This is a genomic window from Nonomuraea muscovyensis (genome assembly GCF_014207745.1).
Taxonomy (GTDB): Bacteria; Actinomycetota; Actinomycetes; order Streptosporangiales; family Streptosporangiaceae; genus Nonomuraea; species Nonomuraea muscovyensis.
The window spans coordinates 215,544-242,042 of the sequence record NZ_JACHJB010000005.1; the positions used below are offsets into that span (position 1 = coordinate 215,544).

21 protein-coding genes and 1 pseudogene are annotated in these 26,499 nt (G+C 73.6%); 11 read left to right on the forward strand and 11 right to left on the reverse strand.

Features of this window, described 5'->3' with window-relative positions; translation table 11 throughout:
* Positions 1–99: 99 nt before the first annotated feature.
* The 4 genes from FHU36_RS43120 to FHU36_RS43135 all read right to left on the reverse strand — a co-directional run bounded on the left by FHU36_RS43120 (position 100) and on the right by FHU36_RS43135 (position 3,666).
* A complete protein-coding gene (locus FHU36_RS43120) occupies positions 100–714 on the reverse strand; it encodes a pentapeptide repeat-containing protein (RefSeq protein ID WP_185089936.1) in 615 nt (204 codons plus the stop codon).
* Positions 715–778: 64 nt separating this feature from the next.
* Positions 779–1,942 (reverse strand): cation:proton antiporter, encoded by a 1,164-nt coding sequence (locus FHU36_RS43125; RefSeq protein ID WP_185089937.1) that lies wholly within the window; start codon positions 1,940–1,942, stop codon positions 779–781.
* An 8-nt stretch (positions 1,943–1,950) separates the two neighbouring features.
* Entirely contained in the window at positions 1,951–2,433 is a 483-nt protein-coding gene (locus FHU36_RS43130; RefSeq protein ID WP_185089938.1) for a cation:proton antiporter regulatory subunit, read from the reverse strand.
* A gap of 63 nt (positions 2,434–2,496) precedes the next feature.
* The gene (locus tag FHU36_RS43135; protein ID WP_185089939.1) at positions 2,497–3,666 is read right to left on the reverse strand and encodes an acetate/propionate family kinase; all 1,170 of its coding nucleotides are present in this window, start codon (positions 3,664–3,666) and stop codon (positions 2,497–2,499) included.
* Positions 3,667–3,806: 140 nt separating this feature from the next.
* Here FHU36_RS43135 and FHU36_RS43140 point away from each other — a divergent pair, with 140 nt between their 5' ends.
* The 6 genes from FHU36_RS43140 (at position 3,807) to FHU36_RS43165 (ending at position 9,504) form a co-directional block, all read left to right on the forward strand.
* On the forward strand, positions 3,807–4,232 hold the full coding sequence (locus tag FHU36_RS43140; protein ID WP_185089940.1) for an ATP-binding protein: 426 nt from the start codon (positions 3,807–3,809) through the stop codon (positions 4,230–4,232).
* A gap of 28 nt (positions 4,233–4,260) precedes the next feature.
* Positions 4,261–4,734 carry an ATP-binding protein gene (locus FHU36_RS43145; RefSeq protein WP_185089941.1) on the forward strand — a complete coding sequence of 158 codons (474 nt, stop codon included), beginning with the start codon at positions 4,261–4,263 and terminating at the stop codon, positions 4,732–4,734.
* Between the two features lie 21 nt (positions 4,735–4,755).
* On the forward strand, positions 4,756–6,462 hold the full coding sequence (locus FHU36_RS43150) for an IlvD/Edd family dehydratase (protein WP_185089942.1): 1,707 nt from the start codon (positions 4,756–4,758) through the stop codon (positions 6,460–6,462).
* A gap of 112 nt (positions 6,463–6,574) precedes the next feature.
* Positions 6,575–8,206, forward strand: a complete 1,632-nt coding sequence (pgi, locus tag FHU36_RS43155; protein ID WP_185089943.1) for a glucose-6-phosphate isomerase — start codon at positions 6,575–6,577, stop codon at positions 8,204–8,206.
* Between the two features lie 120 nt (positions 8,207–8,326).
* Positions 8,327–8,872, forward strand: a complete 546-nt coding sequence (locus FHU36_RS43160) for a cupin domain-containing protein (RefSeq protein ID WP_185089944.1) — start codon at positions 8,327–8,329, stop codon at positions 8,870–8,872.
* Positions 8,869–9,504, forward strand: coding sequence for a LysE family translocator (locus FHU36_RS43165; RefSeq protein ID WP_185089945.1), 636 nt, complete (start codon positions 8,869–8,871; stop codon positions 9,502–9,504). The genes FHU36_RS43160 and FHU36_RS43165 overlap by 4 nt, the downstream gene beginning before the upstream one ends.
* Positions 9,505–9,639: 135 nt before the next feature.
* On the opposite strand, the gene FHU36_RS43170 is transcribed toward FHU36_RS43165, so the two are convergent.
* Positions 9,640–10,362 (reverse strand): VIT1/CCC1 transporter family protein, encoded by a 723-nt coding sequence (locus FHU36_RS43170; protein WP_185089946.1) that lies wholly within the window; start codon positions 10,360–10,362, stop codon positions 9,640–9,642.
* 366 nt (positions 10,363–10,728) lie between these two features.
* A complete protein-coding gene (locus FHU36_RS43175) occupies positions 10,729–11,454 on the reverse strand; it encodes a hypothetical protein (RefSeq protein WP_185089947.1) in 726 nt (241 codons plus the stop codon).
* Positions 11,455–11,798: 344 nt separating this feature from the next.
* Between FHU36_RS43175 and FHU36_RS43180 the strand changes: the two genes are divergently transcribed.
* Positions 11,799–13,913 (forward strand): hypothetical protein, encoded by a 2,115-nt coding sequence (locus tag FHU36_RS43180; RefSeq protein ID WP_185089948.1) that lies wholly within the window; start codon positions 11,799–11,801, stop codon positions 13,911–13,913.
* Positions 13,914–13,974: 61 nt separating this feature from the next.
* Here the strand turns inward: FHU36_RS43180 and FHU36_RS43185 are convergent, their stop codons facing one another.
* The gene (locus FHU36_RS43185) at positions 13,975–14,316 is read right to left on the reverse strand and encodes a TraR/DksA family transcriptional regulator (protein WP_185089949.1); all 342 of its coding nucleotides are present in this window, start codon (positions 14,314–14,316) and stop codon (positions 13,975–13,977) included.
* A gap of 125 nt (positions 14,317–14,441) precedes the next feature.
* Entirely contained in the window at positions 14,442–14,816 is a 375-nt protein-coding gene (locus FHU36_RS43190) for a hypothetical protein (protein WP_185089950.1), read from the reverse strand.
* A 137-nt stretch (positions 14,817–14,953) separates the two neighbouring features.
* On the opposite strand from FHU36_RS43190, the gene FHU36_RS43195 reads away from it, so the two are divergent.
* The 3 genes from FHU36_RS43195 (at position 14,954) to FHU36_RS43205 (ending at position 22,085) form a co-directional block, all read left to right on the forward strand.
* On the forward strand, positions 14,954–18,361 hold the full coding sequence (locus tag FHU36_RS43195) for a phosphodiester glycosidase family protein (protein WP_185089951.1): 3,408 nt from the start codon (positions 14,954–14,956) through the stop codon (positions 18,359–18,361).
* A gap of 213 nt (positions 18,362–18,574) precedes the next feature.
* The gene (locus FHU36_RS43200) at positions 18,575–19,180 is read left to right on the forward strand and encodes a fasciclin domain-containing protein (RefSeq protein WP_185090004.1); all 606 of its coding nucleotides are present in this window, start codon (positions 18,575–18,577) and stop codon (positions 19,178–19,180) included.
* A gap of 112 nt (positions 19,181–19,292) precedes the next feature.
* Positions 19,293–22,085 (forward strand): glycoside hydrolase family 2 TIM barrel-domain containing protein, encoded by a 2,793-nt coding sequence (locus FHU36_RS43205; protein WP_185089952.1) that lies wholly within the window; start codon positions 19,293–19,295, stop codon positions 22,083–22,085.
* Positions 22,086–22,204: 119 nt separating this feature from the next.
* On the opposite strand, the pseudogene tuf reads toward FHU36_RS43205, so the two are convergent.
* The 3 genes and pseudogenes from tuf to FHU36_RS43220 form a co-directional block, all read right to left on the reverse strand.
* Positions 22,205–23,370: pseudogene (tuf, locus tag FHU36_RS43210) on the reverse strand (elongation factor Tu).
* Positions 23,371–23,627: 257 nt separating this feature from the next.
* A complete protein-coding gene (gene menC, locus FHU36_RS43215; RefSeq protein ID WP_185089953.1) occupies positions 23,628–24,728 on the reverse strand; it encodes an o-succinylbenzoate synthase in 1,101 nt (366 codons plus the stop codon).
* A 45-nt stretch (positions 24,729–24,773) separates the two neighbouring features.
* Positions 24,774–25,379 carry an acyclic terpene utilization AtuA family protein gene (locus tag FHU36_RS43220; protein WP_185089954.1) on the reverse strand — a complete coding sequence of 202 codons (606 nt, stop codon included), beginning with the start codon at positions 25,377–25,379 and terminating at the stop codon, positions 24,774–24,776.
* A gap of 163 nt (positions 25,380–25,542) precedes the next feature.
* Here FHU36_RS43220 and FHU36_RS43225 point away from each other — a divergent pair, with 163 nt between their 5' ends.
* Positions 25,543–26,433, forward strand: a complete 891-nt coding sequence (locus tag FHU36_RS43225) for a mechanosensitive ion channel family protein (RefSeq protein WP_312892245.1) — start codon at positions 25,543–25,545, stop codon at positions 26,431–26,433.
* Positions 26,434–26,499: the final 66 nt, after the last annotated feature.

The following is a 26,499-nucleotide window of genomic DNA, read 5'->3' on the forward strand; positions in this document are numbered from 1 at the left end:
ACCCGGCGTGCCGCACCAGCCTCTCAGATCTGCGGACGACGACGTGACGGTGGGTCGGCGGCGCCCGGAGGGGGCCCACGGCGCGCCGGGGGCGGGACGCTAGCGCACCTCCAGCCCCAGGGCGGCGGCCAGCACCGCCGCCTGGCGGAGGTCGATGACGGCGCCGTCCAGCGTGACCGTGTGCGGGTCGAGCCCGGTCAGCTCGGTGCCGCGCAGGTCGCAGCGGGTCAGGTCGGCGCCGTGCAGCCACGCCCCCGACAGGTCGCCCGCCCGGATCTCGGCGCCCTCCAGCCGGGCCCCGGTCAGGTCGGCCTCGCGCAGGCGCACGCCCTGGAAGGAGCTGCCGCGCAGGTCGGCGCCGGGCAGGCAGGCATAGGACCAGTCGCCTCCCTCGACCTTGAGCAACCCGAACGAGCAGCCGTCGAACATGCTGCCGGTCAGCTTGCACCCCGTGAAGGTGGCGTCGAAGAACGAGCAGCGCGAGAACGTGCAACCGGCGAACAGGGCGTCCTCGTGGACCGACACGTTGAAGCGGACGTCGCGGAAGGTGCACTCCTCGAACGAGGAGCCTCGGTCGGTCGCCTCGGTCATGTCCACGTCGACGAACAACACCTGCCGGTGGACCTCGCCGGCGAGCTCACGCCCGTCCCAGTCGGCGGACCTGATCGTGGTGAGGGTCGGCGGCGAGGGTCGTCCGGATCTCCGTTCGGCCATGCCGGTCACGCTAGCGGCCGGGCCCGACAGTCCCGGCCGGGCCCGGCCGGCCGGGAGCCGGGGATCAGCCGGTGCGCTTGGCGATCGAGGTGATGAGCGGCTGCACGAGCTTGGCCGCCAGCGGCCCGAACGCCGCCAGGATGAGCACGTACGCGGCGGCCAGCGGCCCGAGGTCCGGGTGCACCCCGGCGGCCACGGCCAGACCGGCGATGACGATGTTGAACTCACCGCGCGGGATGAGCGCGATGCCGGCCCGCGCCTGGCCCGCCTTGGCGATGCCCGCCCGCCGGGCGGCGAACGCGCCCGTGAGCAACTTGGTGATCATGCTGATCACGGCCAGCAGCGCCGCCAGCCCGGCCACCGGGCCGATCTTGGTCGGGTCGGTCTGCAGGCCGAAGAAGACGAAGAACACCGCCGCGAACAGGTCGCGCAGCGGCTCCAGCAGGGCCAGCGCGTCGTGCGCGAGCTGCCCCGACAGCGCGATGCCGACGAGGAACGCCCCGACGGCCGCCGACACCTGGAGCTGCTGGGCGATGCCGGCCACGAGCAGCGCGAGGCCGACCACCTTCAGCAGCAGCACCTCGTTGTTGGGACTGGAGACGAACGCCTCGATGAACCGCCCGAACTTCAACGCGACCAGGAGCACCACGCTCACCGTCGCCAGCGCGATCGCCACCGTGACGGCGCCGCTCGCCAGGCTCAGCCCGGCCAGCATCGCCGTCAGGACCGGCAGGTAGATGGCCATCGTCAGGTCCTCGAAGACCAGCAGCGACAGCACGGTCGGGGTCTCGCGGTTGCCGACCCAGCCCAGGTCGGACAGCACCTTGGCGGTGATGCCCGACGAGGTGGCGTAGGTGACGCCGGCCATCGCCACGGCGGCGACGGGCCCCCAGCCGAGCAGCAGCGCGCAGATCGCGCCCGGCGCCGCGTTGAGCACCAGGTCGACGATGCCGGCCCGGGCGTTGCTCTTGAGGCTGGTGACCAGCTCGTCGGCGTTGTACTCCAGGCCCAGCGTGAGCAGCAGCAGCACGACGCCGATCTCGGCGCCGACGGAGATGAACTCCTCGCTGGTGGCCAGCGGCAGGATGCCGCCCGTGCCGAACGCGAGGCCGGCGAGCAGGTAGAGGGGAATGGGGGAGATGCCGACCCGAAGGGCGAGCGCGCCGAGCACGCCGAGAGCCACCAGGACAGCGCCGAACTCCAGGAAGATGATCGCAGTGTGGTGCAAGCCAGGCCCTACCCGTGAGCCAGGATGTCGGCCACCTCGGCGGTGCTGTCGGCGCTGCCCACGACCACGACGGTGTCGTTCCCGGCGAAGACGAAGTCCGGCCCCGGGCTCGCGAACACCTGGCCGGCGCGCACGACGGCCACGATGGAGGCGTTGGTGCGGGTGCGGACCCGCGCATCACCCATCGGCCGGCCCACGTAGGGCGAGCCCGGCGGGATGGGCAGCTGCAGGCTGACCAGGCCCGCGACCTGCTCGTGCAACTGGTTGAGCCGCTGCACGATGCGGGGCGCGCCGAGCAGCTCGACCAGCGCCTCGGCCTCCTCGTCGTTGAGCTTGACCGTCTCGCAGACGCGGTCGGGGTCTTCCCTGTCGTAGATCACCAGGTCGCGGCGGCCGGTGCGGTGCGAGACGACGCCGACCCGCTTGCCCGACTGTGTGGTGAACTCGTGGCGCAGACCGATGCCGGGCAGTGCCGTCTGTTCTACGTCCACCGATCTTCCCATCCTCTGGTCCCGCGCACGTCAAGTGAACTTTACCAAGGTCGGCGAAAGGGCTCACAACAGGGCGACGGCCTGACGGGCGATCTCCCATTCCTCGTCCGTCGGCACGACCAGCACCGCGGTCCGCGACCCGGCCGCCGACACGACCCGCTCGGCGGACGAGCCGGCCTCGTTGCGCGCCGCATCGAGCTCGATGCCGAACCCTTCGAGCCCGGCCATGGTCTCGGCCCGGGTGGCCCTGTCATGCTCGCCCACGCCACCGGTGAACACCACCGCGTCGACCCGCCCCAGCACCGCGTGGTAGGCGCCGACGTACTTGCGGATCCGGCGCACGTAGACGTCCAGGGCCAGCCGCGCCCGCGCGTCGCCGCCGGCCACGCGCCGGCGCGCCTCCCGCATGTCGCCGGACCCCGCGAGCGCCAGCAGGCCCGCGCGACGGCTCAGCGCCTCCTCGGTGGCGTGCGCGTCGAGCCCGTGGACCCGCGCCAGGTAGCCGGGCAGCGCCGGGTCGACGTCACCCGAACGGGTGCCCATGACCAGCCCCTCCAGCGGCGTCAGCCCCATCGAGGTGTCCACGCTGCGCCCGCCCGCGACCGCGGTCGCGCTCGCCCCGTTGCCCAGGTGCAGCACGATCAGGTTCGTCTCCGCCAGGGGCCGGCCCAGCAGGGCCGCCGCCCGCTCCGACACGTACGCGCACGACGTGCCGTGGAAGCCGAACCGGCGCACCCCCCACTCGGCGGGCACCGCGTAGGTGTACGCCTCGGGCGGCAGCGTCCGGTGGAACGCGGTGTCGAACACCGCCACCTGGGGCACCCCGGGGAAGGCGTCCCTGGCCACCCGGATGCCGGCCACGTTCACCGGGTTGTGCAGCGGGGCGAGCGGCGCAAGCTCCTCGATCGCGGCGATCACCCCGTCGTCGACCAGCACCGCCTCGGTGAACCGCGTCCCGCCGTGCACCACCCGGTGCCCCACCGCGACCGGGTCGAGGTCGGGGCCGGCGTCGGCGAACGCCTTCAGCATCGCGGCCAGGCCGTCCGCGTGGCCCGGGAACGGCTGCCGCCGCTCGTAGGCCTGGCCGCCGTCCACGTGGTGCGTCAGCCGCCCCTCCTCCTCGCCGATCCGCTCCACCAGGCCCCGCGCCGCACGGGCATGGGACGCCACCTCGATCAGTTCGTACTTGATCGAGGACGAGCCGGTGTTCAGCACGAGGATCCGGTCGGTCATGTCATCCCTTCGCCGTCGCGTCCCGCCGTCGCGTCGATCGTCCATCCCCCAGATTCTTGCTCCTCACGAACCGGCTCAATCAAGACGATTAGAACCGGCCTCCTGTGGCAGGGGTCCGGCAACAGGCTGAGCGAGGCGTCATGGACATCCGGTCGAGGAAGGAACAGGCGTTCACCATGGCATTCACCGAGGGGGACGTCGCGCAGGCGCGGGGGGCCGTCGAACGGTTCGCCCGCGCGCAGGGCATGCCCGGTGAACGGGTCACCGACCTGGTGCTGGCCACCAACGAGGCGGTGGTCAACGCCGTCGCCCACGGCGGCGGTCAAGGGGTGCTGCGCGTGTGGGCCGCGGACGGAACCGTGGGCTGCGACATCAGGGACTTCGGGCGGGGCATCCCGATGCACCGCCTCGCCGGCGGCGAACCGCCGGCCCACCAGCCGGGAGGCTGGGGCATTTGGCTCATTCGCCGGCTGGCCGATAAGGTCGCGTTCACGACCGGCCCGGGTGGCACCGCCGTACGGATCGCGATGACGCTGTCCGGCGACGACGATCGCGATGTGCTGTGAGGGCCCTGCACCTCAGGTGGGCGAGCGGGTGAACGATCCAGGTGATGCGGACCTCCCACCACTTCTCGACGTCGGCTTCGACCAGAGCGGCCTGGCGGCGACCCGCGCCGAGGTCCAGCGGCGGGCACACGAGCAGGGCCTGACCGGCGAACGGCTCGGCGACTTCGTGATGGCGGTCAACGAGTGCCTCGTCAACGTCGTCGCCCACGCGGGCGGCCGCGGCCGGGTCCGCCTCGGCGTCGAGGGCAGCAGCCTGTTCTGCGAGATCACCGACTCCGGGCCGGGCATCCCCCAGAGCTTCCTCGACGACACCGGCCTGCCCGCCCCCTCCCAGATGGGCGGCCGCGGCATCTGGCTGATCCGCCGCCTCACCGACGGCGCCGCCTTCGCCACCGGCCCGGCCGGCACCACCGTGCTCATGGTCATGAGGCTCCCGCGCGACGACGGGCGGCCCGTCCGGCCCGGCGGATCCGCCGTCCCCACCCATCGCGCGCCCGGCTAGCGAAACATAGGGTTGCCGGTCATGGGCCTGCGCAGTTCACGCTGGTACGCCGGTGACGACAGAAACTCCTACATCCACCGCGCCTGGATGAGGCGCGGCCTGCCGGCCGACGCCTTCGACGGCGAACGGCCGCACATCGCGATCGCCAACACCGCCTCCGACCTCACCCCCTGCAACTCCCACTTCGGCGAGATCGCCGAAAGCGTCAAGCACGGCGTCTGGGCGGCCGGCGGCGTCCCGCTCAACCTGCCGGTCGTCTCCCTGGGCGAGACCAACGTCCGTCCCACCGCCATGCTGTGGCGCAACCTCGCGGCCATGGCCACCGAGGAGATGCTGCGGGCCAACCCCATCGACGGCGTGGTGCTGCTCGGCGGCTGCGACAAGACCATCCCGTCGCTGCTCATGGCCGCCGCCTCCGTCGACCTGCCCGCCGTGGTCGTCCCCGGGGGGCCCATGCTGACCGGCACCTTCCGCGGCGTGCCGCTCGGCTGCGGCACCGACGTGTGGCGGCTCAGCGAGGAGGTACGCGCCGGCACCCTGTCACGCGAGGCGTTCCTCGAGTCCGAGTCGTCCATGATCCGCAGCCGCGGCCACTGCAACACCATGGGCACCGCCTCCACGATGGCCTGCATGGCCGAGGCCCTCGGCATGACGCTGCCCGGCACGGCCGGCACCCCCGCGGCCGACAGCAGGCTCCTCGAACGCTCCCACGAGACCGGCCGCCTCGCCGTCGACCTGGTCCGCCGCGGCCTGCGGCCGAGCCAGGTGATGACCCGCGGCTCGTTCCTCAACGCCATCGTCACGCTCGCCGCCGTCGGCGGCTCCACCAACGCCGTCATCCACCTGCTCGCCATCGCCGGTCGCCTCGGCGTCCCGCTCGACCTCGACGACTTCGACCGCACCGGCGCCGGGGTGCCGCTGCTGGCCGACCTCCAGCCCGCCGGCCGCCATCTGATGGACGACCTGCACCGGGCGGGCGGGCTGCGCGCCGTGCTCAAGGAGGTCGAGGACCTGCTCGACCCGGCGGCGCTCACGGTCACCGGCAGGCCGCTCGTCGAGCACCTCGCGGGCGCGGCCGTCCACGACGAGGCCGTCATCAGGCGGCGCGCCGAGCCGGTGCTGCCCGACGCCGGCATCGCGGTCCTGCGCGGCAACCTCGCGCCCGACGGCGCCGTGATCAAGCCCGCCGCCGCCTCGCCCCACCTCCTGCGTCACCGCGGCCGGGCCGTCGTCTTCGACAGCGTCGAGGACCTGCACGCCCGGCTCGACGCGCCCGACCTCGACGTGGACGAGACGTCGGTGCTGGTGCTGCGCGGCTGCGGGCCCAAGGGCTACCCGGGCATGCCCGAGGTCGGCAACCTGCCGCTGCCCGCCAAGCTCCTCGCCAAGGGGGTGCGCGACATGGTGCGCCTCAGCGACGCCCGGATGAGCGGCACCGCCTACGGCACGGTCGTCCTGCACGCCTCCCCCGAGGCGGCGGCCGGCGGCCCGCTGGCCCGGGTGCGCACCGGCGACCCCATCGTGCTCGACGTGGCCGCCCGCCGGCTCGACGTCGATGTGCCCGACGGTGAGCTGGCCGCCCGCGAGCCGGTCCTCGACGGCCACGCCCGGCCGCTGCGCGGCTGGGAACGCCTCTACGTCGACCACGTCACCCAGGCCCACCAGGGAGCCGACCTCGACTTCCTGCTCGGGTCGAGCGGTGACACGGTCGGCCGCGACTCGCACTGACCGCCCCGGCCGGCCTACCAGCGAAAGGACTCGTCCGCCGTGCGCGGAATCCGCGCCGGCGGGTACGGGGTTACGCAACGATGTGAACGGCGTGACGGCACGAGGAGGAGACGTGAGCGGCGACATCACCCAGAGCCCGGAGTGGGCGGCTCTGGACAAGCACCACGAGGAGCTGTCCGGCAGGCACCTGCGCGAGCTGTTCGCCGACGACCCGGAGCGGGCCGAGCGGATGACGCTCACCGCCGGCGAGCTGTTCCTCGACTACGCCAAGCATCGCGTCACCCGCGAGACGCTCGACCTGCTCGTGGCGCTCGCCGAGCGGGCCGGGCTGCGCGAGCGGATCGACGCCATGTTCCGCGGCGACCACATCAACGTCAGCGAGGACCGCGCCGTGCTGCACACCGCGCTGCGCCTGCCCGCGGACCGTGAGCTGGCCGTCGACGGGCAGGACGTGACCGGCGACGTGCACACCGTGCTCGACAAGATGAGCGCCTTCTCCGAGCGGGTGCGCTCGCGCGAGTGGCGCGGCGCGACCGGGCAGCCGATCGCCACCGTCGTCAACATCGGCATCGGCGGCTCCGACCTCGGCCCCGCCATGGCCTACGAGGCGCTGCGCGACTACGCCGACGCCGGCATCGAGGCGAGGTTCGTCTCCAACATCGACCCGGCCGACATCACCGGCAACCTCGCCGGGCTCGACCCCGCCACGACGCTGTTCGTGGTCAGCTCCAAGACCTTCACCACCCTGGAGACGCTCACCAACGCCAAGGTCGCCCGGCAGTGGCTGGTCGACGCGCTCGGCGAGGACGCCGTCGCCAGGCACTTCGTGGCCGTCTCCACCAACGCCGCCAAGGTCGCCGAGTTCGGCATCGACACCGACAACATGTTCGGCTTCTGGGACTGGGTCGGCGGGCGCTACTCCTACGACGGTGCCATCGGGCTCTCCCTGATGATCGCCATCGGCCCCGAGCGGTTCCGCGAGATGCTCGCCGGCTTCCACACCGTCGACGAGCACTTCCGCACCGCGCCGTTCCACGCCAACATGCCCGTCCTGATGGCCCTGCTCGGGATCTGGTACACCGACTTCTTCGGCGCCGAGACGCGGGCCGTGCTGCCCTACAGCCAGCGCCTGCACCGCTTCCCCGCCTACCTCCAGCAGCTCACCATGGAGTCCAACGGCAAGTCCGTGCGCGCCGACGGCTCCCCGGTCACCACCCAGACCGGTGAGATCTTCTGGGGCGAGCCGGGCACCAACGGCCAGCACGCCTTCTACCAGCTGCTCCACCAGGGCACCCGCCTCGTGCCGGCCGACTTCATCGGGTTCGCCGAGCCCCACGACGACCGTGAGGGCATGCACGACCTGCTCACCGCCAACCTGTTCGCGCAGACCTCGGCGCTGGCGTTCGGCAAGACGGCCGAGGAGATCGCGGCCGAGGGCACCGACCCGGCGATCGTGCCGCACAAGGTGATGCCCGGCAACCGGCCCACCTCCACGATCCTCGCGCCCAAGCTCACGCCGTCCACGCTGGGCCAGCTCGTCGCCCTCTACGAGCACATCGTGTTCGTCGAGGGCATTGTCTGGGGCGTCGACTCCTTCGACCAGTGGGGCGTCGAGCTGGGCAAGAAGATGGCGCTCGACCTGGCGCCCGCGCTCACCTCCGACGAGCCGCCGCACGACCTGCCCGACCCGTCCACCGAGCGGCTCGTCCGCAGGTACCGCGAGCTGCGCGGCCGCCGCGTCTGACCCGGCGGCCGGTGCGGCCGGGCCACCGGCCGCACCGGCCGCGGACAACCCGCGGAGGGCGTCGGCGGTCTTACCTCGCCATGGTGGTCCCCGGCCCCGTGCCGGGGCGAGCATGAGGGCATGGGCACCACGCTGGTCGACCTGCTGGACGCGGCGCTCCTCGGCGGCGAGGTCCTCATCCCCGGCGCCACCGTCCCGGCGCGACTGGCGCGGCTGAGCGACTCGGCCTCGCTCCTCCGGCTCCCGCCCGGCTGGACCCGCCCCCAGCACGGCCACCACCTGGCGGGGGAGGAGTTCGTGGTGCTGGGCGGCGAGCTTCAGATCTCCGGTGTCCGCTACCTGCCCGGCCACCACGGCTGGCTGCCGGCCGGCGCGCTACGCCACTCCGGCGCCGCGCCCGTCGGGGCATTGGTGCTCTGCGGCTTCGCCGCGAACTCCGTCTGGGTGCCCAGCGACCTCGACGAGCCCGACGGCCCGTCCCAGCGCACCCCGCTGGCGAGCGTCGTCATCCCGGCGGGCGGCCTGCGGCTCACCCCCCGATCCGTCCTCCACGACACCCCCGTCGTCGTGCCGCACCCAGCCGAGATGATCACCGTGGGGAGCTGGACCTGGGAACGATCCCCCCTCATGCCCGAGGGTCGCGTTCTCGTAAGGTGTGAGTCATGAGCTCTTTGACCCAGTTCGTCGCGTTCGGCGGTGTCGTGATGTTGGGGGCGATGTCGCCGGGTCCCGATTTCGCCGTCGTCGTCCGGCGCTCGGCCGTCTCCGGCCGCTCGTACGGCATGGCGGCCGCGGCGGGCATCTCGGTGGGCGTGTTCGTCTGGGTGGCCGCCGCGGCGACCGGCGTCGCGGCGCTGCTGGCGGCCTCCGCCCTGGCGTTCACCGTGGTCAAGGTGGTCGGCGCCGCCTACCTGCTGTTCCTCGGGGTCAAGGCGTTCCGCGCCGCGCTGCGCAAGGGGGGCGGCCTCGATCTGGACGTGCCCGACCCGGGGCGGCGCAGCCGGCGCGCGGCGTTCGCCGAGGGGCTGCTGACCAACGTGCTCAACCCCAAGGCGGCGCTGTTCTTCGTGGCGCTGGTGCCGCAGTTCCTGACCGCTGAGGCGCCGGTGGGAGAGGCGCTGCTGCTGTCGCTCGTCGCGCCGGCGGGGACGGTGGCGTGGTTCCTGACGGTGGCCGGGATCGTGGGGACGCTGCGCAGGGTGTTCGCCCGGCTCGCCGTCCGCAGGGCCGTCGACGGCCTCACGGGCACCGCCCTCGTCGTGCTCGGCGTCAACCTGGCCGCCTCCACCCGGCCCTGACCCCCGGCCCTGCCCGAGAGCTCAGCCCGAGAGAGGACACGCAGAAGATCTCTCCGAGCAGGCCGCGCTCATCCGCGGGTGAGGCTTCCAGCCAGCGGAACGGGGCCAGCGGATCGCGCACCGCACCTCCCGTGCTCAGGCGACGGTGACGCCGAGCAGGTGGCCGATGCCGTACGTCACCGCCGCCGCGCCCACGCCCAGCCCGAGCTGGCGCAGCCCGCCCAGCCACCACGGCCGGGCCGTCATCCGCGCCACCATCGCGCCGAAGACGAACAGCGCCACCACGCTCAGCACCAGCGCCACCACCAGCCCCGAGGCCCCGAACAGGAACGGCACCAGCGGCACCAGCGCCCCGGCCGAGAAGGCGCCGAACGACGACGCCGCCGCCAGGTAGGGGGAGGGCAGATCGTCGGGATCGACGCCGAGCTCCTCGCGCACGTGCACGCGCAGCGCCTGCTCCGGGTCCGCCGACAGCTCCGCCGCGACCCGGCGCGCCAGGTCGGGGTCGAGGCCGCGGGACTCGTAGAGGGCGGCCAGCTCGGCCTGCTCGCCCTCGGGGTTGCGGGCCAGTTCGCGGCGCTCCACGGCGATCTCGGCCCGCATCAGCTCCGTCTGCGACTTCACGGACGTGTACTCGCCCGCCGCCATCGAGCACGCCCCGGCCACCAGGCCCGCGAACCCCGCCAGCACCGCCCCGCGCCCGGCCCCCGCGGCCCCCACCACGCCGGCGATCAGCGCGAAGTTGGAGACCAGCCCGTCCATCGCGCCGAACACCGCCGGGCGCAGCCAGCCGCCTGTCACGTCCCGGTGCGTGTGGTGCTGCTCCGGAGAGCGAGGCTGGACGAGCTCGATGGTCATGAAAACGCCTCCCGTTGGCCATGCCTTTCTTGAAATCTAGGCATATGTCGGGACACGTCGCAACGAAGGAGAGGCTTGCCTGAGCTGCGGCTTTACCGTCCGGGCCGAACGGGTGTGCGGGTTTCCCAGGCCGCCCCGGCGGGCCGCAGGGGGTGCGCGTGCGGCGTGGACGACCAGGTCACGAGGGATCACCCCGGTCGATGATCTCCCGGCGTCCCGAGGCGTGCGCGACCGACCGGCCGGCGGCAGGGCCGCCGGTAAGGCGCCCCTGCGTGATCGGATTCACCCGCTCGATCACGCCGGCCGCGCGCAGCGGCGGTGTCCGCGTGACCCGCGGTCGCCGCCGCTCGGCACCGATGATGACGGTCAGGTGCGGGCCGGGCGCGGTGCGGGCGCCGGGGCCTCTCCGGTGACCGACGAGCCCCGTGCGGCCGGAGCCTGTCCGGTCGCCGGCGCCCGGGCGGGCGTGCGGCCGTGGACGAGCTCGGCGCAGTCGGCGATCGCCGCCGTCAGGAGCTCGCGCAGCAGCGCGTCCGGGTCGGGGATGCAGGCCTGGACGATGCCCACCACCGACAGCTGCACCGCGTTCGGCGCCGCGTACCGGCGAAAGCCCTTCTCCGTGATCCGGGCCGCCTTGCTGAACCGCCGCGCCTGCTCGGCCGCGTGCGGGACCTGCGCCATCGCCCAGCGGCTCCGCTCGCTCAGCCGGCCCGCCGGCCCGCCGTCGAGCCGGCACAGCATCTCCTCGGCGGCCAGCACGGACACCGCGAGGGCGAGCTGCCGCTCGGCCGCGGACACCGGCAGCGCCGTGGTCGCGCAGCGCAGCGCGATACGGGCGTCGAGGCGCAGGTCGTCGCCCGACAGGCCGATGATCGACGGGACGAGCCCGATCAGCTTGCCCCGGTTGTCGTCAGCGGTGTTGTCGTTGACCAGGCGGGCGAGGGCGGCGAGCAGCGGGTGTGTGCAGGCCGGATGGTCGCTCCACCGCTCGCCGGCGAGGTAGGACGCCAGCTCCATGAAACAGGCGCCACGCTTCGGGTTGCGATGCCTGCCTCGGGACAGAACCGGCATGTGATCAAGGAAGTTGTCCACGGGTGCTCCCACTCGACGGATCGCCGTCTTTCCAGTCTGCGCCGTCGATCGCGCCAACGCCAGTGATGCGACAGTCCTGATAGGAGGGCTGGACGGCTTTGACCTGGTTGGCTTCCTCTAGTGGTCCCCACCGTGGAGATCGTGAATCGTCCCACGCCGATCCGGCTCACCGCCTCAGGTCGCGGGAGGAGGTCCCGCCGGGGTGTGATCACGGCGTGATCGAGAAAGCAGCGTACGGCGCCGGGCGCGTGCTAGGTTGCCCAGCGATTCTCGTATTCGAGCGCCGTGCGAAGGTCCGGGGTGTGACGGTCGCGCGGGGCTCCTCATCCTGATGGGGGCCTCCGGTGAGGTGGGCGTTGCTGCTCCTGGTCGCGGCGCTGTGGGGGACACTGCCCACCACGGCGCAGGCCGCCGCCGACGTACAGGGCACGGCCGCCGGGCGGGTGGCGTTCATCGGCGTGCCCGGCCTGCACTGGGACGACCTCGACCCGCGCAGCACGCCCCACCTGTGGCGGCTGGCCGGCCAGAGCGGGCTCGGCTCCGTCTCGGTGAAGACCGTGGGCACCGTCGCCTGTCCGTACGACGGGTGGCTGACCGTCTCCGCCGGCGTCCGCTCCGCCTACGGCCACGGATGCGCCCTGCCGCCGGTGCCCGAGGCGCAGGGCTCGGGCGCCGTGGTGCCGGGCTTCAAGGACCTGCTCGCCCGGCGTGACGGCACCTACGTGGGCACGCTCGGCCAGGCGCTGCGCGACGCCGGTCAGTGCACCGCCGCCGTCGGCAGGGGAGCGGCGCTCGCGCTCGCCGACCGGACGGGCAAGGTGGACGTGTACGCGGCAGAGCCCGCCGCGCTGGCCGACTGGTCGCGCTGCCGGGTGCTGGCCGTCGACGTCGACGAGCTGATCAGCCCGTACGTGGCCGGCGGCAGCCTGCCCAAGGAGCCCGAACTGCTCACCCCCGAGCGGCGGCGCGAGGCGGTGCGCGCGGCCGACGCCGAGGTCGGCGAGGCGCTGGCCCGGATCCCGGCCGACGCCGAGGTGCTGCTGGCGGGGGTCGGCGACCACGGCAGCGTGCCGCACCTGCGGGTCGCCATGTGGAAGCGGGCCGACCTCGCCGGGGCGCTGCTGGGCACCACCTCGACCAGGCGCGAGGACATCTCGGTCCTGCCGGACCTCACCGCCACCGTGCTGACCTCGGCCGGCGTCACGGTCCCGCCGACCGTCATCGGTGTGCCGCCGGCACCCGGCCGGGTGCTGCCGCTGGAGGAGGCCGCCGCCCACCTGAGCCGCTCCGACCTGGCGGGCACCAGCGTCCGCTCCACGACCGGGCTGTTCTTCACCGGGTTCGCCGTCGTGCAGGTGGCCTTCTACTCTGTCGCCTACTTCCTGCTGTCGCGGCGCAGGCGGCCGCTCGCCGTCGGCGTGGCCGCGCTCGGCATCGCCTCGATCCCCGTCTCCACGTACCTGGTCAACCTGCTGCCGTGGCTGCACGCCGGGCAGCCGGTCGCGGCGCTCGTCGGCGGGGTGCTCGCGCTGGCGGGGCTGATCGTGCTGCTCGCCACGGCCGGGCCGTGGCGGCGCCACCCGCTCGGGCCGCCCGCGGTGGTCGCCGGGGTGACCGCGGCCACCCTCGTCGCCGACCTGCTCACCGGCACGACGTTGCAGTTCGACAGCCTGATGGGCTACACCGCGGTGGTCGGCGGGCGCTACTACGGGCTGGCCAACATCCCGTTCGCGCTGCTCGCCACGGCCGTGCTCATGGGCACCGCGATCGCCGCCGACCACCTGGTCCGAAACGGGCGCGCGAGGGTCGCGGTGGCCCTCGTCACGGGGCTCGGCGTGGCCGCCATGCTGCTGGCCGGCTGGCCCGGCGTCGGCAGCGACTTCGGCGGCGTGATCGCGTTCGTGCCCGGCATCGCCGTCACGGCGCTGCTCGTGGCGGGCCGGAAGGTGTCGGTGCTGAAGCTCGGCGCGTTCTGCGTGCTGGGCGGCGTGGCGGTGTCGGTCATCGCGGTGCTCGACTTCCAGCGCCCGGCCGCCTCGCAGACGCACCTGGGCAGGTTCGTCGGCCAGGTGATCGACGGCACGTTCCTGCCGATGATCGGCCGCAAGCTGGGCGCCATGCTCAACACCATGCTCTCGCCCAACCTCATGCCGATCGTCATCGTCGGCCTGGCGTTCCTCGTCTTCGCGCTGCTGCGGCCCGGCCAGGCGAGCGCGGGCCTGCTGCCGCAGGCGTTCGCTCGGGCGCCGATGCTGCGCGCCGGCCTCGTCGGGGCGCTGGTCAGCGGCGTGGTCGGCATGCTGGTGAACGACTCGGGCACCGCGGTGCTGTCGATGGCCGTGGCGCTGGCCGTCCCCCTGGTCCTGTACGCCGGGCTGCGGTCCGCGGACGAGCCGCGGGACCCCGGCGCGACCGCCGTGCCCGAGCGGCACGGCGACCCCGTCGCCGGGCAGGTGTAGCGGGACGGCAGCGGGGGCGGCCGGTCGCCCCGCCGCCGTCCCCTCTGCCGTTCCAAGAGCGTCAGGCGGCCTCGTGCAGGCGCTGGCAGTCGATGCAGTAGCGGGCCAGCGGCCGGATCTTGAGCCGTTCGAAGGGGATGCCCGCGTCGCACTGGCCGCAGCGCCCGTAGGCGCCTTCGTCCAGCCGGTCGAGGGCCTGCTGCAACTCGGCGAGGGCGCGGTCGGCGGCGGTGATGGAGACGAGCAGCTCCTGCCAGGTGTCGTCCGCGCCGCGCGCGTCGCGCGACGCGGCCTGCAGGCTGAGCAACTGCCTGCTGCGCCAGGCGAGCTGTTCCTCCAGCTCCTGGCGCAGGGCCTGGGTCTGCACGCTGCTGAGGTGGGTTCCGCCGGTGGTGCCGGTCATGCTGGAGCGTCCTTTCTGGACGGTGACGTCGCTGATCGAGCGGCGCGCGCGGGCACGGTGGAAAGAGCGCGGGGCGCGCGAGAAGTCCCGCCGGCGGACTGCCGCGGGCGGGAGAGAGGGAACTGCTAGATCAGCGGCGGGCTGCGCGAGCCCGCGGTCCGATGACCGAACTGCTGGGGGTCGCGCAGGCCGTCGGGTGCGTTGCCCCGCACGGGCCGCGGCGGGACGTGGCCGGCCGGCTCGCGGCGCGATCCCGGCCACAGGGACAGCACATGGTGCTCGCGGGCGCTCGACGCGGTCTGCGGCAGGGTGCTGGACAGGTGGGAGTCCCACGCGCCGGGCATCCAGGCGTCGCCGGCCACTGCGGCGCGCTGCGCGGTGCCGCCGTAGGGGGTGGGGGCGGAGCCGGCCAGCAGGAGGCAGAGCAGGACGAGGCCGAGCACGCCGGCGAACGCGAAGCACCTTCCCGGTGCCCGCTGCGCCCGTCCGTACCCCGTCATGAGGCCGACCATAGCCCAGCGGGCGGGAAAAGGCATGTGGGCGATGGTCGCCCCGGCGAGCCGCCCCACGCTTGAAGTTTTCTTTTAGTTCATTGCCAAGTCTTGAAAGTTATAGCCGTGAGCGATTGAGTTCGGTCGTGCAGACCCTCCGTTCCCTGGCCGGCTCCCTCGCCGGGGCCGCGCTCCTGTTAGGCGCCGTCGCCCCCGTGCAGGCCGACCCGAAGCCCCCCGCGGAGGACGCGCCCACCGCGTCGTCCTACCCGCCCCCGTCCACCCTCCTCACCGCCCCCCAGCCCGCCGGGACCGCCGGCGCGCACCTGGAGACCGCCAAGACGACCAGGCCCGTCGCGCCCGGCGTCTCCCTGACCTCCTTCGACCGCTACGACGCGCTCGGCTGGTTGCGCGCCGACGCGGTCACCGCCGACCTCGGCAGCGCCAAGGCCGACTACGTGTTCTCGGGCGCGGTGTCGAAGACCGAGCCGCTGTCCGGCCCGGCCGGCCGCGCCCGCGCCGTCGCCGCCGTCAACGGCGACTTCTTCGACATCAACAACTCCGGCGCCGCCCAGGGCGTCGGCGTCCAGAACGGCACGCTCATCCAGTCCCCGATCGCCGGCCACGACAAGGCCGTCGCGATCACCGGCGACGGCGTCGGGCGGGTGCTCACGATGTACTTCGAGGGCTCCGCCACCCCCGCCGGCGGCTCACCGATCACGCTCACCCAGTTCAACCAGCTCGTCCAGCGGGACGGGGTGGGCCTGTTCACGCCGCTGTGGGGCTCCCACACGCGCGCCCGCGCCGTGGAGGGCGCCACGGCCGTCACCGAGGTCGAACTGGCCGGCGGCGTCGTCACCCAGGTACGCCAGGCGGCCGGCAGCGGCCCGATCCCGGCGGGCACCACCGTCCTGCTGGGCCGCGACGCCGGAGCGGCCGCCCTGGCCGGGCTCAAGCCCGGCGACCGGGTCGACGTCGCCTACCAGCCGAAGGCGTCCGACGGCCGCGAGGTCAAGGCGGCCGTCGGCGGCAACCACGTCCTCGTCAAGGACGGTGTCGTCCAGAACTCCGCCGACCCGGCCGCCCACCCGCGCACCGCGGTCGGCTTCTCCGCCGACGGCCGCACGATGCACCTGCTGACCGTGGACGGCCGCCAGGCCGACAGCCGCGGCGTCACCCTGAACGAGCTGGCCGCGATGATGGCCGAGCTGGGCGCCGCCAACGCGCTCAACCTCGACGGCGGCGGCTCCTCCACCATGCTCGCCCGCGAGCCCGGCCAGGCCGGCGTCCAGGTGGAGAACAGCCCCTCCGACGGTGGGGAACGGCACGTGCCCAACGGCCTCGCGCTGTTCGCCCCCGAGGGCAGCGGCAGGCTCAAGGGCTTCTGGCTGGAGACGGCCACGGACCCGGCCCGCGCCCCCGGCGCCGCTCCCGTCGCGGGCGGGCGGCCCGACCGGGTCTTCCCCGGGCTCACCCGGCGGCTGACCGCCGCCGGATACGACGAGACGTACGGCCCCGCCAAGGGCACCCCGATCTGGCGCTCGAGCCCGGCGGTGCACGGCGTGGTCCGCGGCGGCAGGTTCCACGCGCTCGTGCCCGGCCGGACGACGGTCACCGCCTCCCGCGGCGCCGCCAAGGGCACCCTGGACCTGACCGTGCTCCAGCCCCTCCAGCGGATCGGCACGACCACCGACCGCGTCACCCTGCAGGGAGCGGACGGCACGGCCGCGTTCGGCGTGGTCGGCTACGACCGCAACGGCAACTCGGCTCCCATCGAGCCGGGCGACCTCACGCTGACCTACGACCGCGACCTGTTCGAGGTGACGCCGTCGGAGCACGGCTTCTTCACCGTCAAGGCCACGCGGGACAGCGGCTCCGGCCTGGTCACCGCCAAGGTCGGCGGCGCCGTCACCGCCGTGCCCGTCACGGTCGGGCTGCAGGACAGGCCGGTGGCCGACTTCGAGAACGCCGCGTCCTGGACGTTCGCCGCCGCCCGCGCGACCGGCTCGCTGTCGGCCGCGCCCGGCCAGAGCGGAGGCGGCCTCAAGCTCGCCTACGACTTCACCCAGTCCACCGCCACCCGCGCCGCGTACGCCAGCCCGCCCCAGCAGATCGAGATCCCGGGACAGGCGCAGGCGTTCGGGATGTGGATCCACTCCAGCGGCAAGGGGGAGTGGCCCAGCCTGGAGTTCTACGACGCGCTCGGCCAGTCGCAGATCCTGCGCGGGCCGTACCTGACGTGGACCGGCTGGAAGTACGTCGAGTTCACCGTGCCGGCGGGCGTCAACCACCCGCTCCGGCTGCGGCGCTTCTACGTCGCCGAGACGCGCGCCGACCAGAAGTACACGGGCGAGATCCTCATCGACGGGCTCGTGGCCAAGGTGCCGCCGCCCGTGTCGGTGCCGCCGGCGGCCAAGGTCGCCGACCCGGTCGTCAGGCCCGAGGTGGCGGCGATGCCGTGGCGGTTCGCCGTCATGTCGGACGCCCAGTTCGTCGCCCGCGACCCCGACAGCGACATCGTGCGCAACGCCCGCCGCACCCTGAGGGAGATCAAGGCCGCCGGGCCCGACTTCCTGCTCGTCAACGGCGACCTCGTGGACGAGGCGTCGCCCGCGGACTTCGCCCTGGCCAAGCGCATCCTGGACGAGGAACTCGGCGGGGAGCTGCCGTACCACTACGTGCCGGGCAACCACGAGGTGATGGGCGGCAAGATCGACAACTTCCGGGCCGCGTTCGGTGACACGTACACCGCCTTCGATCACAAGGGCACCCGCTTCGTCACCCTCGACACCTCGCGCTTCACCCTGCGCGGCGGCGGGTTCGACCAGGTGGCGCTGCTGCGCGCCAAGCTCGACGCGGCCGCCGGCGACCGCGAGGTCGGCTCCGTCGTGGTCGTCTTCCACGTGCCGCCGCGTGACCCCACCCCGGGCAAGGGCAGCCAGCTCGGCGACCGGAAGGAGGCCGCGCTGGTCGAGAGCTGGCTCGCCGACTTCCAGCGGACGACCGGCAAGGGCGCCGCGCTCATCGGGGCACACGTCGGCACCTTCCACGCCTCGCGGGTGGACGCGGTGCCCGCCTTCGTCAACGGCAACTCCGGCAAGAACCCCGCCACGGCGCCGAACGACGGCGGCTTCACCGGCTGGTCGCTGTGGGGCGTCGACCCGGTCACCCCGCAGGAGGCCGAGCACGTCAGGCGCAACTGGTTCGCGGACGCGCCCGACTGGATCGGCGCCCAGGTCCGGCCGCACGTGGACGAGCTCACGCTGACCGCGCCGGCCACGCTCGCCGCCGGGGCCGCCGCGCCGGTCACGGCCGAGGTGCGGCAGGACTCCCGGACGGTGCCCGCCGCGTACCCGGTGTCGGTGTCCTGGTCCGGCTCGCCGAACCTGCACATCGGCTCGCCGCGGACGGCCAAGCCCCGGCACGTGGCGGTGCTCGACCCGGCCACGGGCACCCTGACGGCCCGGCGCGAGGGGCAGGTGACGGTGGCCGTCACGGTCAACGGGGTGACCCGGCAGGCGGTCGTGGCGGTCACGGCCAAGGCGGCCGCCTGACGTCCCGCCGCCCGGCCCGTCCCGTGCGGGCCGGGCGGCGGACTGCCCAGCTTGACGCCTTTTCTGCGTCCCTGCGGGCAAAAGTTGTGGTACACGCCTTTTGTGCCTTTTTGGGCTATTTGAAACTGATGTGTTCTCTATGACCTCCGACACTGGAGAGGACCCGGGCGACGAGCCCGGGCCGCTCAGACTCAGGGGGACATCGTGAAACGCATGCTTCTCGCGGCGGCACTGGCGCTGACCGCCACCGTGGCCGGTAGTACCAGCGCCTCCGCCCTTTCCTCTCCGCCGCCCTCGCCCGAGGAGACCGCCACCGGCGAGATGACACCCTCGCCCGACGGCGCCTCGCCGTCGCCCCAGGGCAGCCCGGTCGGCCCCGGATGCTCCACGCTCGAGGGAGCCCTGCCCGGCATCGCCGACAAGCCGGTCGCCAGCGCGCTCGCCGACGTTCCGGACCTGTCCTCGCTGGCCGAGGCGGTCAAGCAGGCCGGCCTGGCCGAGCAGCTGAACGAGGCCGACGACATCACCGTGTTCGCGCCGAGCAACGACGCGTTCGACGCGATCCCGCAGGACGCCAGGGACCGGGTCATGGCCGACAAGGAAGAGCTGACCCGGATCCTGACCTACCACGTCGTCGAGGGCCGCAAGGCGCCCGCCGACATGGAGGACATCACGCTCAAGACCCTGGAGGGCGGCGAGCTGACCGTGAAGGGCTCCGGCGAGGACCTCACGATCAACGACGCCAAGGTGACCTGCGGGAACATCTCGACCGGCAACGCCACCGTCTACATCATCGACAAGGTCCTCATGCCTCAGTGACGGCCTGGCCCCCCTCGGACGACGCTCGCCCGGGTGATCCGCTCACGGATCACCCGGGCGAGCGGGGGGTCAGCGCCGGCGAGACGTCCCGACGTCGTAGGCTTCTGCGGCGATGGAACTCGCAGATCTCGCCCCCGGCTCGGGCCATCTCGCCCCCCGCGCGGCCCTCCGCTCCGACGCCCCCTCCCTCGACCTCAACGGCACCTGGCGCTTCCGCCTCTCTCCCACCGCGGACGTGCCCGCCGACTTCGCCGAACCCGGCTACGACGACTCGGGCTGGGACGAACTGCCCGTGCCGTCGCACTGGCCGCTGCACGGCCACGGCGCCCCCGCCTACACCAACGTCTGCTACCCGTTCCCCGTCGACCCGCCGCACGTCCCGTCCGACAACCCGACCGGCGACCACCGGCGCGCCTTCGACCTGCCCGCCGGCTGGACCGGCGGCCGGCTGCGGTTCGAAGGCGTCGACTCCTGCGCCCGCGTCTGGCTGAACGGCCACGAGCTGGGCTTCTCCACCGGCAGCAGGCTGCCCGTCGAGTTCGACGCCGGACCGTACCTGCGCCCCGGACGCAACGTGCTCGCCGTACGGGTCCACCAGTGGTCGGCCGCCAGCTACCTGGAGGACCAGGACATGTGGTGGCTGCCCGGCATCTTCCGGGACGTCACGCTGACCCGCTCGACCGCCGAGGTGTTCGTGCGCGCCTCGTACGCGGGCGGGCGCGGCACGCTGAGCTTCGACGCCGACGGCGGCCGGCTCAGCCTGCCCGAGCTCGGCATCGACGGCCTGGCGCCGGGCACCCCCGTCACCGTGGACGTCGAACCGTGGTCGGCCGACACCCCACGCCTCTACGACGCCGTCGTCACCTTCCCCGGCGAGACGGTACGGCTGCGCGTCGGCTTCCGCACGATCTCCATCGAGAACGGCGTCCTGCTGGCCAACGGCCGGCCCCTGCTGCTCAAGGGCGTGAACCGGCACGAGTTCCACCCCGAGCACGGCCGCGCCGTACCCCTGGAGACCATGCGCGAGGACGTGCTGCTCATGAAGCGGCACAACGTCAACGCCGTCCGCACCAGCCACTACCCGCCCCACCCGGCCTTCCTCGACCTGTGCGACGAGCTGGGGCTGTGGGTGATCGACGAGTGCGACCTGGAGACGCACGGCTTCGAGAAGGTCGGCTGGCGCCGCAACCCCACCGACGACCCCCGCTGGGCCGAGGCGCTGCTCGACCGGATGCGCCGCACGGTCGAACGCGACAAGAACCACCCCAGCGTGATCATGTGGTCGCTCGGCAACGAGTCCGGGGTGGGACGCAACCTCGCGGTGATGGCCGACTGGACGCGCGAGCGCGACCCCTCCCGGCCGATCCACTACGAGGGCGACTGGTCGTGCGCCCACGCCGACGTCTACTCGCGCATGTACGCGAGCCACGCCGAGGTGGAGGCGATCGGGCGCGGCGAGGAGGACCCGCTGCCCGACCCGGAGCTCGACGCGCGCCGGCGCGCCATGCCGTTCCTGCAGTGCGAGTACGCCCACGCCATGGGCCTCGGCCCCGGCGGCCTGGCCGAGTACCAGGAACTGTTCGAACGCTACCCGAGGCTGGCCGGCGGGTTCGTCTGGGAGTGGATCGACCACGGGCTGGCGCACCCGGAGCACGCGTACGCCTACGGCGGCGACTACGGCGAGCCGCTGCACGACGGCAACTTCGTCATCGACGGGCTGGTCTTCCCCGACCGCACGCCGTCGCCGGCCCTGCTGGACCTGAAGAAGGCGTTCGAGCCGGTGCGGTTCGCCTTCGGGGACGGCGTCGTGCGCGTGTCCCACCTGTACGGCCACCGCGACCTGGCGCACCTGGCGTTCACCGCCACGGTGGAGGCCGAGGGGGAGCGGGTCGCCGAGTTCGCCCTCGACGTGCCGCCCGGCGGCGGGGAGGTGAAGCTGCCCGAACCTCCGGCGGGCGACGGGGAGCGCTGGCTCACCGTCCGGGCCGTGCTGGCCGACGGCGAGCCGTGGGCCGAGGCGGGACACGAGGTCGCATGGGGCCAGGTCCGCCTGTCTCCCGCCGCCCCCGTCCCTCGCGCCGCTCCCGTGTCCCCTGCCCGTGACGCGGCAGGGGTCGAGGTCGGCGGCGGCCGGTTCGACGCGGCCACCGGGCGGCTGGTCCGGCTGTTCGGCGTCGACGTTGAGGGCCCCCGCCTGGAGGTGTGGCGGGCGCCCGTCGACAACGACCGGTACGGCGGGCTGGCCGCCACCTGGCGCGCACTCGGCCTGCACCGGCTCACCCACCGCGTGGACGCCGTCGAGGAGGACGGCGGCGGCCTGACCGTGCTGACCCGCGTCGCGCCCGCCGCGACCGATCTCGGCCTGCGCGTCGCCTACCGGTGGACCGCCGCCGGCGACGTGCTGGAGCTGGCCGTGGACGTCACCCCCGACGGTGACTGGGACGTCCCCCTCCCGCGGCTCGGCGTCGGCATGGCGCTGCCCGCCGCGTACGGGGACGTCACCTGGTTCGGCCGGGGCCCCGGCGAGGCGTACCCCGACACCGGCCTGGCCGCCCGGGTCGGCCGGTGGAGCGCCACCGTCGAGGACCTGCAGACCCCGTACGTGTACCCCCAGGAGAACGGCCACCGCGCCGGCGTCCGCTGGGCCGAGCTGACCGGCGCCGACGGGCGGGGCGTGCGGGTGGCGGGCGATCCGGAGTTCGGGCTGACCGCCCGGCGGTGGACCACCGCCGACCTGGAACGGGCCCGTCACCGGCCCGACCTCGTGCCGGGCGAGCGGGTCCACGTCACCCTGGACCACGCCCAGCACGGGGTCGGCACGGCCAGTTGCGGGCCGGGCGCGCTGCCCGCGTACGAGCTGCGCGCCGAGCCGGTGACCTTCCGCCTGCGCTTCACCCCGGCCTGAACCCGGCCGCGGGCCGCCGGCCTGGACCGGCGGCCCGCGCCTCGGGAGGCGCCAGCCGGGCACGGTCAGCGGGCACGGTCAGCGGGCACGGTCAGCCGGGCACGGTCAGCCGGGCACGGTCAGCCGGGCACGGTGAGGACCGTGCCGGCGCCGACCGTCAGCCCGCCCTCGCGGATCGCGAAACCGAGCCCCGGCTCCACCGCGACCGGCCTGCCAAGCTCCACCCGCACCTCGACGGTGTCGCCCGGCTCGGCCGGCCCGTCCAGGGCCAGCTCACCCGGCACGTCGGTGGTGCGCAGGTAGAACTGCGGCCGGTACCCCGGCGCGACCGGCCGGCGCCGGCCGCCCTCCTCGCGGTGAGCAGGTAGACGCGGGCGGTGAACGACCGGCGGGCCCGCTGGCTGCCGGGCGCCGCCAGCACCATGCCCCGCCGCACCTGCTCGCGGCGCACGCCGCGCAGCAGGAGGGCGGCGTTGTCGCCGGCCTCGCCGCGCTCCATCGTCTTGCCGAACGTCTCCACCCCGGTCACCACCGCGGTGAACCCGTCACCCAGCCCGACGACGTCCACCTGGTCGCCGACGGTCACGGTGCCGCGCTCGACGGCACCAGTGACGACCGTGCCCCGCCCGGTGACGGACAGGACGTTCTCCACCGGCATGAGGAACGGCGCGTCCACGTACCTGACCGGCACCGGGATGTGGTCGTCGACCGCCCGCAGTAGCGCCTCGACCGAGGCCGTCCACTCCGGGTCGCCCTCCAGCGCCCGCAGCCCGGACACCCGGACCATCGGTGCGTCCAGGTAGCCGTGCTCGGCCAGCAGCTCCTGCAGCTCCAGCTCGACCAGGTCGGTCAGCTCCGGGTCGGCCCCGTCGGCCTTGTTGACGGCGACGACCAGGTGCTCGACGCCGACCCGCCGGGCGAGCAACACGTGCTCCCGCGTCTGCGGCATGATCCCGTCCTGGGCGGACACGACGAGGATCGCCCCGTCGAGCTGTGCCGCCCCCGTGATCATGTTCTTCACGTAGTCGGCGTGGCCCGGCATGTCGACGTGCGCGTAGTGCCGCGTGTCGGTCTCGTACTCGACGTGCGAGATGTTGATCGTGATGCCCCGGGAGTGCTCCTCCGGGGTACGGTCGATCCGCTCGAACGGCGTGTACGTGGCCTGCCCGCGCCCGGCGAGCACCTTCGTGATGGCGGCGGTCAGCGTGGTCTTGCCGTGGTCGACGTGGCCCATCGTGCCGATGTTGAGGTGCGGCTTGTTCCGCACATAGACCTGCTTGGCCATGGTTTCTTCCTTGGAGAGCCTGGTGTCTCGGTGACCCGTCGGGGTCGTCGACCTCTCCCCGCCGGATCACCTCGAAGGCGAACGGGAAGAGGTCAGCGCTCCAGGCCGTCGCGGACACGCTCGGCCACGCCCGCGCTGGCGGGCGTCGCGAAGGGAGCGTGCCGGAACATGGTGACCATGGTGCTGACGCTCAGCGCCGCACCGCAACAGGTTATTCCCCGGCCGGGGTCACAGCGGGATCCACTCGGTGGCCGTGGTCACAGCGGGATCCACTCGGTGGCCGTGGTCACCTCGTCGAGGATCTCCGGCAGCGGCTCGACGCCCAGCCCCGGCCCGCTCGGCACGTCGAGGTGGCCGTCACGCAGCTCGAACGGTGTGGTGACGTCGGTGGCGAAGTAGCGGCGCGAGGCGGAGGTGTCGCCCGGCAGCGTGAACCCCGGCAGCGCCGCCAGCGCGACGTTCGCCGCCCGGCCGAGGCCGGTCTCGAGCATGCCGCCGCACCACACCGCGATCCCGTGGGCCCGGCACAGGTCGTGGATCCGCCGGGCCTCCAGATAGCCGCCGATCCGGCCCGGCTTGATGTTGACGATCGAGCACGCGCCCAGCTCGATCGCCGCCGCCGCGTGCGCCGCCGACTCGATCGACTCGTCGAGGCAGAGCGGGGTGCGCAGCCGCCTGGCCAGCCGGGCGTGCTGCACCAGGTCGTCGTTGGCGAGCGGCTGCTCGATCAGCAGCAGGTCGAAGTCGTCCAGCCGGGCCAGCCGGGGGGCGTCCGCGAGCGTGTAGGCGGCGTTGGCGTCGACCTGGAGCAGCACCTCGTCGCCGAACCGCTCCCGCACCGCCCTGACCGGCTCGACGTCCCAGCCCGGCTCGATCTTCAGCTTGATCCGCACGTACCCCTCGGCCAGGTAGCCCTCGACCGCGTCGAGCAGTTGCGGGACGGACTCCATGATGCCCACCGACACGCCGCACGGCACCCGGTCACGCGCCGCGCCGAGGTAGCGGCCGAACGACTCGCCCGACGCCCGCAACTGGGCGTCCAGCACGGCCGTCTCGACCGCCGCCTTGGCCATCCGGTGGCCCTTGACCGGCTCCAGCGCCCGGCCCACGGCGTGCGCGTCGACCTCCGACGGCAGCGCGGGCAACAGGAACCGGCGGATCACCTCGGCCGCGCCGTCCACGTACTCGGAGGAGTAGAGCGGCTCCGACATCGCCACGCACTCGCCCCACCCCTCCGCCTCCGGCGTGACCACCCTGACCAGCAGCACGTCCCTGGCCGTCTCGGTGCCGAACGAGGTGCGGAACGGCGTCACCAGCGGCATCGCGATGCGCCGCAGTTCGACTCCTGTGATCTTCACGCTTGCTCCAGTGCGTAGGGGCCTGATGCGGGCCTCGATGCGTACCTACACAGACTGCACCCGCCCGGACGGCGCCAGGTACACCGGCTCGCCCGCGCACGGCGCGATGCGGACCCGCGAGCACGCCTCCTGCGCCAGCCGTACGGACGCGAACGGGACCGTCACCACCGGCGTGCGGTAGCGGCCGGAGCGGAACCGGGGGGCCAGCCCGGCGAGCACGTCCGCCGCCGTCACCTCGTGGTCGGGCACCGAGCCGCCGTCGATCGTCGCCCCGCCGTCGGCGCGGACCTCCAGCACACACGGCGCCCGCAGCCCGGCCAGCGCCAGCCCCGCCACGGTCGCCCCGGCCAGCGGCCCCACGTCACCCGCCGTCCAGCCGTAGTGCCACAGACCGGCCGCCACGACCGGCGCCGCCGGGTCGCCCGGCTCGGCCACCACCACGTCGAACCCCTCGCACAGCGCCCGCGCCAGCTCCTCGGCGCCGCGCGCCGGCCGCCTGCAGACACGCAGCCCGGGCAGGTCGGGGACGCCGCCGCCCGCCTGGAAGACCAGCTTGACGCCGGTCCTGAGCCGGCCGCGCCGGCCGTCGCGCCACCCGCAGATGACCACGTCCGCCGAGCTGGCCGTGCCGGAGGTGCCGATCCGCAACATACGCAATCATTACCCTGAGCAGTCTTTCGTCACACTCCGTAGTCTCTCTTGTCGCACGTCACCGGGCCGTCATGGCGGTGGGCGCTTGTCCGGTCGCGGTGAGTGTGTGAAGGCCCGTTCTGCGGGTAGCGCGACTTGCGTTGGAGCCTCGAAGGAGGAAACCGTGGAGAATAACCTAGGCCAAAGCCTGACGGACATGTTGCGGCAGGTCGTGGCGTTCGTCCCGAGGCTGGTTGCCTTCATCGCCATCCTCATCATCGGCTGGCTGATCGCCAAGCTGCTGGCCAAGGCCGTGGACAAGATCCTGGAGCGGGTCGGCTTCGACCGCGCCGTGCAGCGCAGCGGGATGGGGCGCATGCTGGAGCGCAGCCGCTACGACGCCAGCGGTCTGATCGGCAAGCTGGTCTACTACGCGATCCTGCTGGTCACCCTGCAGCTCGCCTTCAGCGTCTTCGGGCCCAACCCGATCTCCACGCTGCTGACCGCGGTGGTGGCCTGGCTGCCCAGGGCCGTCGTCGCCATCATCATCGTGGTGGTGGCCGGCGCGATCGCCGCGGCCGTCCGCGACCTCGTCGCCAGCGCGCTCGGCGGGCTGTCCTACGGCCGGTGGCTCGCCACCGCCGCCTCGGTGTTCATCTGGGCGCTCGGCATCATCGCCGCGCTCAACCAGATCGGCGTGGCCACCACCGTCACCACCCCGGTGCTGATCACGGTGCTCGCCACCGCGGGCGCCATCCTCGCGATCGGCATCGGCGGCGGCATGGTGCGTCCCATGCAGCAGCGCTGGGAGCGCTGGCTCGGCCGCATGGAGGAGCAGGCGCCGCAGGCCCGCGCGCAGGCCGAGGCCTACCAGCGCGGACGCCAGGACGCCCAGGGCATGGCGCCGGCCCAGACGCCGCAGGCCACGCCCGCGGCCGGCGAGCCGACCACGCCCATCCGCACCGGCGGCGACCCCGGAGCCCGGGCGGACCGCCCCGACATGCCGGGTACGCGGCCGGACATGCCGGGCACCCGTCCCGACAGGCCGGAGACCGGCCGGCGGCCCGAGTACTGACGATCACGGAACGGAGCAGAAGAGCGACCGGCGGCCCAGGCGGCCCCGGTCGCTCGCCCTTCTCGC

What these genes read in the sequence shown, in the direction of transcription:
- FHU36_RS43120 (WP_185089936.1), bottom strand. Translation starts at nt 714, where the DNA reads ATGGCCGAACGGAGATCCGGACGACCCTCGCCGCCGACCCTCACCACG.
- FHU36_RS43135 (WP_185089939.1), bottom strand. Translation starts at nt 3,666, where the DNA reads ATGACCGACCGGATCCTCGTGCTGAACACCGGCTCGTCCTCGATCAAG.
- FHU36_RS43140 (WP_185089940.1), top strand. Translation starts at nt 3,807, where the DNA reads ATGGACATCCGGTCGAGGAAGGAACAGGCGTTCACCATGGCATTCACC.
- FHU36_RS43150 (WP_185089942.1), top strand. Translation starts at nt 4,756, where the DNA reads ATGGGCCTGCGCAGTTCACGCTGGTACGCCGGTGACGACAGAAACTCC.
- FHU36_RS43160 (WP_185089944.1), top strand. Translation starts at nt 8,327, where the DNA reads ATGGGCACCACGCTGGTCGACCTGCTGGACGCGGCGCTCCTCGGCGGC.
- FHU36_RS43165 (WP_185089945.1), top strand. Translation starts at nt 8,869, where the DNA reads ATGAGCTCTTTGACCCAGTTCGTCGCGTTCGGCGGTGTCGTGATGTTG.
- FHU36_RS43170 (WP_185089946.1), bottom strand. Translation starts at nt 10,362, where the DNA reads ATGACCATCGAGCTCGTCCAGCCTCGCTCTCCGGAGCAGCACCACACG.
- FHU36_RS43185 (WP_185089949.1), bottom strand. Translation starts at nt 14,316, where the DNA reads ATGACCGGCACCACCGGCGGAACCCACCTCAGCAGCGTGCAGACCCAG.
- FHU36_RS43190 (WP_185089950.1), bottom strand. Translation starts at nt 14,816, where the DNA reads ATGACGGGGTACGGACGGGCGCAGCGGGCACCGGGAAGGTGCTTCGCG.
- FHU36_RS43200 (WP_185090004.1), top strand. Translation starts at nt 18,575, where the DNA reads ATGCTTCTCGCGGCGGCACTGGCGCTGACCGCCACCGTGGCCGGTAGT.
- FHU36_RS43205 (WP_185089952.1), top strand. Translation starts at nt 19,293, where the DNA reads ATGGAACTCGCAGATCTCGCCCCCGGCTCGGGCCATCTCGCCCCCCGC.
- FHU36_RS43220 (WP_185089954.1), bottom strand. Translation starts at nt 25,379, where the DNA reads ATGTTGCGGATCGGCACCTCCGGCACGGCCAGCTCGGCGGACGTGGTC.